This window comes from Paucibacter sp. JuS9, assembly GCF_044043925.2.
Taxonomy (GTDB): Bacteria; Pseudomonadota; Gammaproteobacteria; order Burkholderiales; family Burkholderiaceae_C; genus JAUASW01.
This window is the reverse complement of sequence record NZ_CP194172.1, coordinates 2,881,948-2,895,091: the sequence shown is the minus strand read 5'-3', so window position 1 is coordinate 2,895,091 and position 13,144 is coordinate 2,881,948. Positions and strand designations below refer to the sequence as shown.

General features: G+C 66.5%; 12 protein-coding genes. 10 read left to right on the top strand and 2 right to left on the bottom strand.

The genetic code is table 11. The features are described 5' to 3' along the window. Positions 1–10: 10 nt before the first annotated feature. The 3 genes from lpdA to ABT392_RS12940 all read left to right on the top strand — a co-directional run bounded on the left by lpdA (position 11) and on the right by ABT392_RS12940 (position 3,230). Positions 11–1,435: a dihydrolipoyl dehydrogenase gene (gene lpdA / locus ABT392_RS12950; protein WP_395385587.1), complete on the top strand. Its 1,425-nt coding sequence runs from the start codon at positions 11–13 to the stop codon at positions 1,433–1,435. Between the two features lie 62 nt (positions 1,436–1,497). Then, the gene (gene zapE, locus ABT392_RS12945) at positions 1,498–2,598 is read left to right on the top strand and encodes a cell division protein ZapE (protein WP_395385588.1); all 1,101 of its coding nucleotides are present in this window, start codon (positions 1,498–1,500) and stop codon (positions 2,596–2,598) included. 14 nt (positions 2,599–2,612) lie between these two features. Next, positions 2,613–3,230 carry a hypothetical protein gene (locus ABT392_RS12940; protein ID WP_395385589.1) on the top strand — a complete coding sequence of 206 codons (618 nt, stop codon included), beginning with the start codon at positions 2,613–2,615 and terminating at the stop codon, positions 3,228–3,230. Between the two features lie 14 nt (positions 3,231–3,244). Here ABT392_RS12940 and ABT392_RS12935 read toward each other — a convergent pair whose 3' ends face one another. Continuing rightward, positions 3,245–4,012, bottom strand: coding sequence for a PP2C family protein-serine/threonine phosphatase (locus ABT392_RS12935; protein WP_334276254.1), 768 nt, complete (start codon positions 4,010–4,012; stop codon positions 3,245–3,247). Positions 4,013–4,076: 64 nt separating this feature from the next. On the opposite strand from ABT392_RS12935, the gene ABT392_RS12930 reads away from it, so the two are divergent. Then, positions 4,077–4,280: a YdcH family protein gene (locus tag ABT392_RS12930; protein ID WP_334276253.1), complete on the top strand. Its 204-nt coding sequence runs from the start codon at positions 4,077–4,079 to the stop codon at positions 4,278–4,280. Between the two features lie 150 nt (positions 4,281–4,430). Continuing rightward, positions 4,431–6,323 (top strand): ATP-dependent DNA helicase, encoded by a 1,893-nt coding sequence (locus ABT392_RS12925; protein WP_395386824.1) that lies wholly within the window; start codon positions 4,431–4,433, stop codon positions 6,321–6,323. Positions 6,324–6,383: 60 nt separating this feature from the next. On the opposite strand, the gene ABT392_RS12920 is transcribed toward ABT392_RS12925, so the two are convergent. Continuing rightward, on the bottom strand, positions 6,384–7,247 hold the full coding sequence (locus ABT392_RS12920; protein WP_334276252.1) for an outer membrane protein assembly factor BamD: 864 nt from the start codon (positions 7,245–7,247) through the stop codon (positions 6,384–6,386). Positions 7,248–7,303: 56 nt separating this feature from the next. On the opposite strand from ABT392_RS12920, the gene ABT392_RS12915 reads away from it, so the two are divergent. The 5 genes from ABT392_RS12915 to rlmN all read left to right on the top strand — a co-directional run bounded on the left by ABT392_RS12915 (position 7,304) and on the right by rlmN (position 13,142). Continuing rightward, positions 7,304–8,311, top strand: coding sequence for an RluA family pseudouridine synthase (locus ABT392_RS12915; protein WP_334276251.1), 1,008 nt, complete (start codon positions 7,304–7,306; stop codon positions 8,309–8,311). Positions 8,312–8,585: 274 nt separating this feature from the next. After that, complete coding sequence (gene scpB, locus ABT392_RS12910; RefSeq protein WP_395385590.1) at positions 8,586–9,353, top strand: SMC-Scp complex subunit ScpB; 768 nt, start codon at positions 8,586–8,588, stop codon at positions 9,351–9,353. After that, complete coding sequence (locus ABT392_RS12905) at positions 9,350–11,383, top strand: pseudouridine synthase (RefSeq protein ID WP_395385591.1); 2,034 nt, start codon at positions 9,350–9,352, stop codon at positions 11,381–11,383. Before scpB ends, ABT392_RS12905 begins: the two co-directional genes overlap by 4 nt. Before the next feature lie 117 nt (positions 11,384–11,500). After that, positions 11,501–11,926 (top strand): nucleoside-diphosphate kinase, encoded by a 426-nt coding sequence (gene ndk / locus ABT392_RS12900; protein ID WP_334276248.1) that lies wholly within the window; start codon positions 11,501–11,503, stop codon positions 11,924–11,926. A gap of 61 nt (positions 11,927–11,987) precedes the next feature. Then, positions 11,988–13,142: a dual-specificity RNA methyltransferase RlmN gene (rlmN, locus tag ABT392_RS12895; protein ID WP_395385592.1), complete on the top strand. Its 1,155-nt coding sequence runs from the start codon at positions 11,988–11,990 to the stop codon at positions 13,140–13,142. The last annotated feature ends 2 nt before the right edge of the window (positions 13,143–13,144 follow it).

Sequence of the window (13,144 nt, the reverse complement as noted above, 5' to 3'; positions counted from 1 at the left end):
GAGACGATTCATGAGCGCTGTTAAGCAATTCGACGTTGTCGTCATCGGCGGCGGCCCCGGCGGCTACATCGCGGCCATCCGCGCGGCCCAGCTGGGCTTCAACGTGGCCTGCGTGGACGAGTGGAAGAATGCGGCTGGCGGCCCGGCACCGGGCGGCACCTGCACCAACGTGGGCTGCATTCCTTCGAAGGCCCTGTTGCAGTCCAGCGAGCACTTCGAGCACGCCACGCATCACTTCGCGGACCATGGCATCTCGACCGGCGAGGTCAAGATGGACGTGGCCAAGATGCTGGCCCGCAAGGACACCGTCGTGAAGCAGAACAACGACGGCATCCTCTACCTGTTCAAGAAGAACAAGGTCACGTTCTTCCACGGCCGCGGCTCGTTCGTCGCCGCCAAGGACGGCCTGTACGAGCTGAAGGCGGGCGAAGAGTCCGTGCTGGCCAAGCATGTGGTGCTGGCCACCGGCTCCAATGCCCGTGCACTGCCCGGCGCTGCCTTCGACGAGGAGAACATCCTCTCGAACGACGGCGCCCTGCGCGTCGGCGCCGTGCCCAAGAAGCTGGGCGTGATCGGTTCCGGCGTGATCGGTCTGGAAATGGGTTCGGTCTGGCGTCGCCTGGGCGCCGAAGTGACGGTGCTGGAAGCGCTGCCGGCCTTCCTGGCGGCGGTCGACGAGTCGGTCGCCAAGGAAGCGGCCAAGCTGTTCAAGAAGCAGGGCCTGAAGATCGAGCTGGGCGTCAAGATCAGCGAAGTCAAGTCCGGCAAGGGCGGCGTGTCGGTGGCTTACACCGATGCCAAGGGTGCCGAGCAGAAGCTGGATGTCGACAAGTTGATCGTCTCGATCGGCCGAGTGCCGAACACGATCGGCCTGAACGTCGAGGCCGTGGGCCTGAAGCTGGACGAGCGCGGTGCCATCGTCGTGGACGCGGACTGCAAGACCAACCTGCCCAATGTCTGGGCGGTCGGCGACGTGGTGCGTGGCCCGATGCTGGCGCACAAGGCCGAGGAAGAGGGTGTGGCCGTGGCCGAGCGCATTGCCGGCCAGCATGGTCATGTCAACTTCAATACCATTCCCTGGGTGATCTACACGAGCCCCGAGATTGCGTGGGTGGGTCGTACCGAGCAGCAGCTCAAGGCTGACGGCGTGGCCTACAAGGCCGGCCAGTTCCCCTTCCTGGCGAATGGCCGCGCCCGTGCGCTGGGCGACACGCAGGGCTTCGTCAAGTTCCTGGCCGATGCCAAGACCGACGAAATCCTTGGCGTCCACATCATCGGCCCCTTCGCTTCGGAGTTGATTTCTGAAGCTGTGGTGGCGATGGAGTTCAAGGCCTCGGCCGAGGACATCGCGCGCATTTGCCATGCTCACCCCTCACTGAGCGAAGCCACGAAGGAAGCGGCGCTGGCCATCGACAAGCGCACGCTCAACTTCTAATGCTTGTCTGAGACGAAGCAAGGGGCGGCACGGGTCGCCCTTTTTTATTGGAATCCTGACGCATGACCTCGGTCACCGAGCTGTACCAGCAAACCCTGAAAGAGCGCGGCTACACCGCCGACCCGGCGCAACTGCGCGCCGTGGCGGCCCTGCAGCGCTGCCAGGATGAATGGGCCGACTACAAGGCCCGCCGCAGCAACGCGGTGACCAAGCTGCTGATGCGCCCGCCGCTGCCGCGAGGCGTCTACATGTACGGTGGTGTGGGGCGCGGCAAGAGCTTCCTGATGGACTGCTTCTTCCAGGCCGTGCCGCTGACGCGCAAGACCCGCCTGCACTTCCACGAGTTCATGCGCGAGGTGCACCGCGAACTGCAGGACCTGAAAGGCATCGCCGACCCGCTGGAGGAACTGGGCAAACGCATCGCCAAGCGCTTCCGCCTGATCTGCTTCGACGAGTTCCATGTGGCCGACGTGACCGACGCGATGATCCTGCACCGGCTGTTGGACGCGATGTTCAAGCACCGCGTGTCCATCGTCACCACGTCCAACTTCCATCCCGATGGGCTGTACCCCAACGGCCTGCATCGGGACCGCATCCTGCCAGCCATCGAGCTCTTGAAGGAGAAGCTCGAGGTGATCAATGTCGACCATGGCACCGACTACCGCCAGCGCTCGCTGGAGCATGTGGAGCTGTATCACACGCCGCTGGACGACAAGGCCGATGCGGCGTTGACGCAAGCGTTCGAGTCGCTGGCCGAGGCGCGCGACGAAGACCCGCTCCTGCACATCGAGCACCGCGAATTGAGTGCGCGGCGGCGAGCCGGCGGTGTGGTCTGGTTCGACTTCGCAACGCTTTGTGGTGGCCCGCGCTCGCAGAACGACTACCTGGAGCTTGCGACGCAGTTCCATACCCTGATCCTCGCGAACGTGCCTGAGATGCCGGTGCGTCTTGCCAGCGAGGCGCGCCGCTTCACCTGGCTGGTGGACGTGCTCTACGACCGCCGCGTCAAGCTGATCATCTCGGCCGCGGTGGCGCCTGAGCAGCTTTACACCGAGGGCCCGCTGGCGCATGAGTTCCCGCGCACCGTCTCCCGGCTGCAGGAAATGCAGTCCAAGGAATACCTGTCGCTGGAGCGGCGCGAAGTCGATACCTCGCTGACCTGAGGAGCATGCTGCCCATGCCTCGCCATCTGCTGCTCCTGTTGGTGCTTGCCACGTCCTGCCTGCCGGCGCTGTCGCGGCCCGCTGAAGACACGGACAGCGAGCGCGCGCAGCTGCGTCGACAGCAGCATGAGCTGGAGGCCCTGCATGCGCAACGACTCGCCAATTGCGCCAAGCGGTTCGAGGTCAACAAATGCCGCGACAAGGCGATGGCCGAGCATCGTTCCAGGCTGAAACCTTTGCTTGAACGTGAGCGCAGCCTCGACGACGAAGAGCGTGCCAATCGAGCCCTGGCCCAATCCTTGCGCAGCTCGGTGCGCCAGATGGATGGTGTGGCTTCGGCGCCGGCGGTTCGTCCGGCGCGGACTGCCAGCCAGCCAGCCGTACCGAGGCGCGTAGCCAGGTCCCAGGCGGAGCTGGAAGCACGCAGGGCAGAGAAGCTCGCGAAAGATGAAGAACAGGCGGCCGAGCGCGTACATCAGGCCCAGCGAAGGCAGGCTGCGTTGGCTGCCCATGCCAAGTCGGTGCAGGAGCGCAATGCTCGCCGCGCCGGCACGCCCTCCGCCAGCCTGCCTGTGCCGACTGCTGCCTCGATTGCGGCGCTGCCGGCTGCTTCAGCGACAAGCCGCCACTGAGTCTGTCTGCGGCTTCAGCTGATCGGGTCCAGCCGCACCAGGCTCATCGACAGGTTGTCGCCACTGCCCTTGGCGCGCTGGCGGGCCTTGCTGATCAAGAGCTCGGCCGCTTCTCGCGGCGGCAGGCTGTGCACCACGGTGCCGAGCTCGCGCTCGTTGTAGTAGTGCCAGAGGCCGTCGCTGCAGCTGAGCAGGCTGTCGCCGATCTCGAGCCGCTCGATCTGGTCTTCGGTCGGTGTCGGGTCCTGCACGGTGCCCAGGCAACCTGTGAGCAGGTTGGACTGCGGATGGCTGATCGCCTCGTCTTCGGTGATCTGGCCTTCGTCGACCAGGCGCTGCACATAGGAATGGTCCAGGGTGCGCTTGATCATGTTCGGCCCGCGGAACAGGTAGATGCGCGAGTCGCCGGTATGAATCCAGTAGCAGCGCCGATCCGCACCCACCATGTAGGCGGCGATGGTGCTGTGCGGCTCTTCCTCGGTGGAAAGTGCCGTCAGCTTGATCATCAGGTGCGCTTCCGAGACCAGCTGGCGCAGCATCTCGGCCGGGTTTTCTTCGTCGGGAACGAAACGGTCGAAGAGTTGCTGGGCCGTCATGACGACCTGGTCGGCCGCCTTGCGGCCACCGCTCTTGCCGCCCATGCCGTCGGCCAGCACCGCGAGCATCCAGCCAGGCGCCCTCGGGTGACTGATCACTTCGACCTGGTCCTGCTGGTAGAGCCGGTCGCCGCGGTGGGTGCCGGTGGCGGCATTGAGCCTGAAGCCCGGTGAGCTGCGTGTCATGTCGTTTGGAACAATTTCCAAGGTGCGCGTCGATGCAAAACTATAATCGCGAACCCGAGCCGCCATGGACGAACAACTTCACTCGCTGTCGCGCCGCCTGATCGAGCTTCGCATGGAACATGCCGATCTCGACGGCATGATCGACCGTCTGGCCGACCAGCAGCCGCTGGACGAACTGGCCTTGCAAAGGCTGAAGAAGCGTCGCCTCGCGCTGCGCGACCAGATCGCCCGCCTGGAGCTTGCCTGCGCCCCCCAGGAACCTGCCTGATTTGGACTCCCGTTGACTCCTGAACTCACCGTCCTCGCCGGGGCCGAGGCGCCCAGCGAGCTGGAGCAATGGGTGGCCGCCGCCTTTGACGCCGGTGGCCCGCTGGCCCGTGCAGATGAAGGCTATTCACCGCGCGCGCAGCAGCTGCAGATGACGCAGGCCGTGGCTCGCGCCGTCGCCCGGCGCGAGACGCTGGTGGTCGAGGCCGGCACCGGCGTCGGCAAGACATTTGCTTACCTTGTGCCCGCCTTGCTGTCCGGCAGCCGGGCGCTGATCAGCACTGCCACCAAGAATCTGCAGGACCAGCTGTTCTTCCGCGACCTGCCGCGGCTTTGCGAGGCGCTGCATGTGCCGGTGCGCACTGCGCTCCTGAAGGGCCGGGGCAGCTACCTCTGCACCCATCGCCTGCAGCAGGCGCGCCAGGGTGCTGAGTTGCCGGATCGGCGCGCGGTGCTGGCGCTTGCGCGCGTGGAGCGCTGGGCGCAGGAGACCCGCAGCGGCGACTTTGCCGAGCTGGAGGGCCTGGACGAGCGCTCACCGATCATCCCCATCGTCAGCTCGACCCGTGACAACTGCCTGGGCTCGGAGTGCCCCGACTACCGCGACTGCTACGTCGTCAAGGCGCGGCGCGAAGCGATGGAAGCAGACATCGTCGTGGTCAACCACCACCTGTTCTTTGCCGACCTGGCGCTCCGCGAGAGCGGCGTGGCCGAGCTCCTGCCCTCGGTCGAGCTGGCGGTGTTCGATGAGGCGCATCAACTGGCCGAGGTCGGCGTTCAGTTCCTCGGCACGATGCTGGGCACGGCGCAGATGCTCGACTTTGCCCGCGATGTGTTGGGCCAGGGCCTGGCGCAGGCGCGGGGCCTCCAGGATTGGCAGGGTCTGCATGGCCGGCTGGAACTGGCGGCGCGCGAGTTGCGACTGGCGTGCGCCGGGCCGCTCTCCGGCAATGGGCGCGAGGTGCGCGGCCTGCTCAAGCTGGCCTGGAAGGAACGTGCCGAGCGGCCCGGCTTTGCCGAGGCCCTGGGCGAGGTGGCCGACGCGGCGCGGCTGGCGCGCGAGACGCTGGCGACGGTGATCGAGAACTCGCCGGATTTCCAGCGCCTTCATGAGCGCGCCGAGCAGCTCGAGAAGCTGGCCCAAGGCTTTGCCGACAAGGCCGAAGAGGGCGCGGTTCGCTGGATAGACCTGAGCCCGCAGCAGGCGCGCCTGGTCGAATCGCCGCTGGACATTCGCCAGGCCATGCAGGAGCAACTGGCCGGCCCGCCCAAGGCCTGGGTGTTCACATCAGCCACCCTGGGTGACGACGAGCATCTGAGCTGGTTCACCGAGCCTGCGGGCCTGGACGATGCCACGGTGTTGAAGGTGGGCAGCCCCTTCGACTATGCCGGTCACGCGCGGCTCTACATTCCGCGCCGCTTCCCGAAGCCGAGCGAAGCCGATCATCCGGCCGAGGTGGCGGCACTGGCGGCTCGCTGTGCACGTGAACTTGGTGGCCGCACCTTCGTCCTGACCACCACGCTGCGCAATCTGCAGTCGATTGGCGAGGCCCTGCGCCAGGCTTTTGAAGAGCAGGGCGATGGCATCCGCGTCCTGCAGCAGGGCACCGCCACCAAGCGCGTCTTGCTGGCTCAGTTCATGGCCGACCCGCGGACGGTGCTGGTGGGCTCCGCCAGCTTCTGGGAAGGCATCGACGTGCCCGGCGACGCGTTGCAATGCGTGCTGATCGACAAGCTGCCTTTCCCGCCGCCGAATGACCCGCTCGTCGAAGCGCGGGTGCAGCGCCTTGAAGCCGCGGGCCGCAATGCCTTTGCCGACTATTTCATTGCCGAGGCGGCCATTGCCTTGAAGCAGGGCGGCGGCCGCCTGATTCGCAGCGAGCGGGACCGGGGGCTGCTGGTCGTCTGCGACCCGCGCATGGCCGGCATGAACTATGGCCGCCGGCTGCGCGACGCGCTGCCGCCGATGACCCGCCTGGCCGCGGAGGGTGAGGCCCTGGACTGGCTGCAGGAGCTGGCTGCGGCGCACGAGCAACAGCAATGAAAAAGCGCGTGACCGGCACGCGCTTCTCATGATTCAGCTTGATTCAGCAGGCCTGTCAGCTCACCAGAACTTCCACCAGGCCTTCTTCTTCTCCGGGTCGTCCTGGGCCAGGAACTTGCTTTGCGGGAAGCTCTTGACCAGCACGCGCTGAGCGTCGTCACGCAAGGGGGTCAGGCCCAGCTTGTCGTAGCTCTGCACCATCAGGTACAGCGCCTCTTCGGCGGCCGGTGCGCGCGGGAACTCCGTCACCGCGTTTTGCGCGCGGCTGGCCGCGGCCACGAAGGCATTGCGGTTGAAGTAGTAGCGGGCCACGTGGACCTCGTAGGTCGCCAGCGTATTGGTGATGAAGTCGATGCGGACCTTGGAGTCCTCGGCGTACTTCGAGTTCGGGAACTGGTCGACCAGCTGGCGGAAAGCCAGCAGCGCGTCACGCGATGCCTGCTGATCGCGCTCGGCGACGTCCTGGCTCGCCAGCCGGCCGAACAGGCCCAGGTCTTCGTTGAAATTGACAACGCCCTTCAGATATAGCGCGTAATCGATGGCCGGGCTGGACGGGTTGAGCTTGATGAAGCGGTCCAGTGCCGTGATGGCCGCTGCACGCTCACCGCTCTTGTAATTGGCCCAGGCCTGATCCAGCTGGGCCTGCTGCGCCATCAGCGTGCCGGCCGCGCGGCCTTCAACGCGTTCCAGCGTCTTGATCGCGCGGTCATAGCCGCCGCCCTCAAGGTCGGATTTGGCCTCTGCGTACAATTTATCCAGGCTGGTCTGGGAATTCGGATCATCCTTGGGCTCGGTCGAGCAGCCCGCCAGCGCCAGCGCAGCAGCGCCCACCAGCCAGACGGCCAGACGGCCACCCCTTGACAGCGACAGCTGCTTGGACGACGCATGCTTGGGGCTCAGATGCCCCAGCGATTTTTCACTCATGATCCCTAGAGGGGCTGGCGTCGCCGACCCGAAGCAGAAATAGGAAACCTGATTATATGGACCAGCTGGGCATCGACCTGGGGACAGTTCTGGGCAACGAGGAAGCCGAGGCCGAAGACGGGGTCGAGTGCCGGCGCGCCGAGGCCGGCCCGGCCTGGCATGGCCAGCGCCTGGACCGCTGCCTGGTCGAGATGGCTTCGGAGTTCTCGCGCAACCACCTGCAGTCCCTGATCGAGCGCGGCTGCGTTCGCGTCAACGGCCAGGCGGCCAGCTCTGCCTCCCGCAAGGTCCAGGCCGGCCAGCAGATCGAGATCGACCTGCAGCCCACGGCCGAGAGCCGGGCCTTCCGCGCCGAGCCCATGGAGCTGAACATCGTTCTCGAGGACGAACACCTGCTGGTGCTGAACAAGCCGGCTGGCATGGTGGTGCATCCGGCAGCCGGCAACTGGTCGGGCACCATCATGAATGGGCTGCTGGCGCACCATGCGGGCGCCGCCACCTTGCCGCGCGGCGGCATCGTCCATCGCCTGGACAAGGACACCTCGGGTTTGATGGTGGTAGGCAAGACGCTGGAGGCGGTCACCGCCTTGACGCGGATGATCGCGGCGCGTGAAGTGCACCGCGAGTACCTGGCCCTGGCCCATGGCCGGGTGCTCGCGCCGCTGGAAATCGATGCGCCGCTCAAGCGCGACCCGGTCTCGCGGGTCAAGATGGCCGTGCTGGCCACTGGCAAGCCTTCGCGCACCGATGTCTTCCCGCTCGGCACCGAGTCGTGGGAGACCCGCGTCATCAGTGCCGTGCATTGCGTGCTGCACAGTGGGCGCACCCACCAGATCCGTGTCCACATGGCTTCACGCGGCCATCCGCTGGTGTCTGACCCGCTGTACGGCGGCGTGCTGGCCCTGGGCCTGGCCCGGCAGGCCTTGCATGCGGCGCGGCTGAGCCTGGCCCATCCGATCAGCGGAGCGCCCCTGGTTTTCGAGGCGCCTCTGCCGGCCGATTTGCAGGCCGCCTGGGCAACCCTGGGTTTGCCCGAACCCCGCCTCGGAGAGCTCGCTGGCTGAGGCAGGCTACAATGCACCCTTAACGATGCGACCCTGGTCGCGATCGGCCCTTGGTGGTCGGGTCCGCACCGCATCGAAACCGCTGAGCAAGCTGCCACCGAGCCCGGTAGGGCCCGCTCCCAAGCGCTCAGCACCCGCCCCGACGTTGTCCTCCCTCCGCGCTGAATGCATGAGCGCGGCGCAGGCGCAGCCCCACGGGCCCAGAGAAGTACCGCCCGCCAGCAAGACCGGCGGGCCCACCGTCGTCAAACAACGGGAACGCTGACGAGAGTCAATGAATACACAGGATGCAAAGCGCGTCCTCGAGACCGCGCTGATTTGCGCCCAGCAGCCCCTGACCCTGCGCGAGCTGCGAACGCTGTTCGCCGATGAACTCGGCGCCGACACCCTGCGCAGCCTGCTCGATGAACTGGTGCGCGACTGGGAAGGTCGCGGCGTCGAGCTGGTGCCGGTGGCCAGTGGCTGGCGCTTCCAGAGCCGCCCCGAGCTGCGCGAATATCTGGACCGCCTGCACCCGGAGAAGCCGCAGCGCTACTCGCGCGCCGTGCTCGAGACGCTGGCCATCATTGCCTACCGGCAACCGGTGACCCGCGGCGATATCGAGGACATCCGCGGCGTCGTGGTCTCCAGCCAGATCGTCAAGCAGCTGGAAGACCGCGGCTGGATCGATGCCATCGGTCACCGCGAAGCGCCGGGTCGCCCGGCGCTGTACGCCACCACGCGGCAGTTCCTGGACGACCTGGGCCTGTCCAGTCTGGAGCAGTTGCCAGCACTGGAAGCGGGTGGTCAGCCCCTGGCTGGCCTGGAGCTGCCGCCGGAGATGCAGGCGTCCTTGCTGGACGAAGGGGCTGCGGAACCGGCCGCTGAACCTGAGCCGGCAACTGAGCCGGCTGCTGAACTTGAGACGGCAGCCGAACCGGCCGCCGAGACTGAAACTGATTCTTCTTCCGATGCGCCGTCGCCCAGCGACGACGCTCTGCCACCGCCGGCTTCGCCGGCCCCTGAGTCTGACGACGCCAACGCGGCGCAAGCTGACGCATGAACAAAGACAACCTCAAATCCGCCGACCTGCCCGCTGGCGATGCCGCGCCCGAAGAGGCCGCTCCCAAGCGACGCCGCAGTCCGGCCAAGGCCGCTGCGCCTGTGAGCGAAGCCGCCGAGGCGCCTGCCGCTGAAGCCAAACCGGTGAAGCCGCGCGCACCGCGCAAGACGGCTGCTGCGAAGGCGGCTGAAGCTGCTGAAGCGGCTGAAGCGCCAGTTGCCGCCGTGACCGAAGAAGCCCCGGCGCCCAAGCGTCGCGCCCCGCGCAAGGCGGCAGCTCCCGCAGCCGAAGTCGTGACGGGTGAAGCGCCTGAAGCGCCGCCGCCAGCGCCGGCCCCGCCTGAACCCGAAGCCCCGCCGCCGACCCCTGCGCCGAGCGAGGGTGGCGAGCCCGTTCGTGCCGGTGGTGCCGATGAAGGCGAAGGCGAGGCCAATGAGTTTGGCGACGACCGTGGCGGCCGAGGCCGCAATCGCCGCCGCGGCCGCAAGGGTCGTGGCGAGGGGGGTGATGCCGTGGAGGGCCAGCAGGGCGCCGAAGGTGCTGAGGGTGGCCGAGGCGGCCAGCGCACTTTCGAGGCGGTCGAGATGGCCGTGGCTGTCGAGCCTGAAGTGGCCGCCGCTGCTGGCGAGCTGTTCGCCGAAGTGCTGGCCGGCACCTATGACGCTGGCGAAGAGCCGCCCGAACTGGCCGAGGGCGAAGAAGTTCCTGACAACAAGCGCGTGCTGGCCGCCGACCCCGACGCACCGAAGCTGCAAAAGGTGCTGGCGCAAGCCGGTGTCGGTTCGCGCCGCGACATCGAGGACATGATTGCCGAAGGCAAGATCGAGGTGAACGGCGAAGTGGCCCACATCGGCCAGCGCATTTCCTTCGGTGACCGTGTCAGCGTCGCCGGCAAGCAGATCCGCATCCGCATCACGCCGCCGGCGCCGCGCATCCTGGCCTATCACAAGCCGGTTGGCGAAGTCGTCACCTTCAACGACCCGGAAGGCCGCCCCACCGTGTTCCGCCGCCTGCCGCGCCTGCAGCAGGGCAAGTGGCAGTCGGTCGGCCGCCTGGACCTGAATACCGAAGGCCTGCTGCTGTTCACGAACAGCGGCGAACTGGCCAATCAGCTGATGCATCCGCGCTTCGGCGTCGAGCGTGAGTACGCCGTGCGCGTGCTGGGCACGCTGACGCCCGAGCAGAAGGCGCGCCTGCTTGAAGGTGTCGACATCGAAGGCCAGAAGGCCCAGTTCAAGAGCATTGAGGACGGTGGTGGCGAAGGCGTCAACCACTGGTACCGCGTTGTCATCACCGAAGGCCGCAACCGCGAAGTGCGCAAGCTCTTCGACAAGGTGGGCCTGGCAGTCAGCCGCCTGATGCGCATTCGCTACGGCACCGTGGTGTTGCCGCGCGGCCTGAAGCGTGGCGTCTGGGTCGAGCTGGGTGACGACGATGTGCGCGTCATCCGTCGCCTGGCTGGTCATGTGCGCCAGGAACGCGGTGACCGCAATGATCAGCAGCGCGGCGACCGTGCTGAACAAGGCGGCAAGCCGCCGCAGCGTGGCAACGACCCGAAGCAGCGCGGCAACAACAACCGCCGCGCCGATGGTCGCCAGGCAGGCGTGGGCCCGCGCCCGAGCCGTCCCGAGCCTTCGCAGCGCCAGCCCGAGCAGCGCTTCGAAGAGCGTGCACCGCGTGATCACAACGAGGACGATGACGACTTCGTGCCGCGCAACATCAACCCGCTGGAACAGACCTTCGACCGTCGCTTCGCCACCGGCAGCAAGCGCATTCCGCAAGGCTTTGGTGCCGGCGGCAGCGCGCCGGACCGCCATGAGGGCAATCGTGGCCGTGGCAAGGGTGATGGCCCGCGCGAACCGGATCCGATGCAGACCTCGGTCGGCTATATCGGCGGCGACGCGTTCCTGCGCCGTGGCGGCCGAGGTGGTGGTGGCGGCGGCGGTGGTGGCCGCAGCGGTGGCGGCGGCCGAAGCGGCGGCGGTGGTCGCTCCGGCGGTGGCGGCAATTTCGGTGGCCGCAAGCGCTGATTTGCCCCATCAATTGCCCATTCGTTAGGCGGGGGTGAGGCTTCTGTCAACAGAGGATCACCCTGACACGGTACAATCGAAGGCTTTGCACAGCCCCCCCAATTCCAGGAGAAAACCATGGCTATCGAACGCACCCTTTCCATCATCAAGCCCGATGCCGTGGCCAAGAACGTCATCGGCCAGATCTACGCCCGTTTTGAAGCTGCCGGCCTGAAGGTCGTCGCTGCCAAGATGGTCCACCTGTCGCAAGGCGAAGCCGAAGCTTTCTACGCCGTGCACGCTGCCCGTCCTTTCTTCAAGGACCTGGTCTCCTTCATGGTCTCCGGCCCGGTGATGATCCAGGCGCTGGAAGGCGAAGGCGCCATCCTGAAGAACCGTGACCTGATGGGCGCCACGGACCCGAAGAAGGCCGAGAAGGGCACGATCCGCGCCGACTTCGCCGACAGCATCGACGCCAATGCCGTTCACGGCTCGGACGCCGCTGAAACGGCAGCGCAAGAAATTGCCTTCTTCTTCCCCGGCATGAATGTCTACAGCCGTTAATTCAACGGCCCCCTGCCTCTTGTGCCCTGGCCTTGAGGCCCGTTAGCAAGAGGCAACACAAATGAACGCGGTCACGCTGCCCGAAACAACGAACCTGCTCGGGTTCGATCTCGACGGACTGGCCGCGTTTTGCGAGCAGCTGGGTGAAAAGCGCTTCCGCGCCACCCAGCTCTTCCGCTGGATCCATCAGAAGGGCGCATCTGACTTTGCTCAGATGACCGACCTGGCCAAGTCGCTGCGCGACAAGCTGGCCACCCGGGCGCACATCGCTGCGTTGCCGGTCATTTCAGAACATCTTTCCTCCGACGGCACGGTCAAGTGGCTGTTTGACGTCGGCGCCGGCAATGCCGTCGAGGCCGTTTTCATCCCAGAAGACGATCGCGGCACGCTGTGCATTTCCAGCCAGGCCGGCTGCGCGGTGGGCTGCCGTTTCTGCTCGACCGGCCACCAGGGCTTCAGCCGCAATCTCGATACCGGCGAGATCACCGCCCAGCTCTGGTTCGCCGAGCACAGCCTGCGCAAACGCCTGGGCACCGAGGAGCGCGTGATCAGCAATGTGGTGATGATGGGCATGGGCGAGCCGCTGCAGAACTACAGCGCCCTGGTGCCCTCGCTGCGCACCATGCTGGACGACCACGGCTATGGCCTCTCGCGCCGGCGCGTCACGGTGTCGACTTCCGGCGTAGTGCCGATGATCGAGCGCCTGCGCGAAGACTGCCCGGTGGCACTGGCCGTGAGCCTGCATGCGCCGAACAACCCGCTGCGCGACCAATTGGTGCCGCTGAACAAGAAGTACCCGATTGCCGAGCTGCTGGCTTCCTGCAACAGCTATCTGGACAAGGCGCCGCGCGACTTCATTACCTTCGAGTACTGCATGCTGGACGGCGTGAACGACACGCCCGAGGCCGCCCGTGAGCTGGTGGAGCTGGTGCGAGGCAAGGTGTCCTGCAAGATCAATCTGATTCCCTTCAATCCCTTCCCGGCCTCGGGTCTGAAGCGCAGCTCCAACGAGCGCGTGAAGGCCTTTGCCGACATCTTGATCCAGGCCGGCCTGATCACCACGGTGCGCAAGACCCGCGGCGACGATATCGACGCCGCCTGCGGCCAGTTGGCCGGCGAAGTGCAGGACCGGACCAAGGTCCATGTGCGCATGGTGCGCGCGCCGGTGCAGGTTCATTCTGTGAAATCGGGTAAACCGGGTTCGGCCCAAGGCTGATT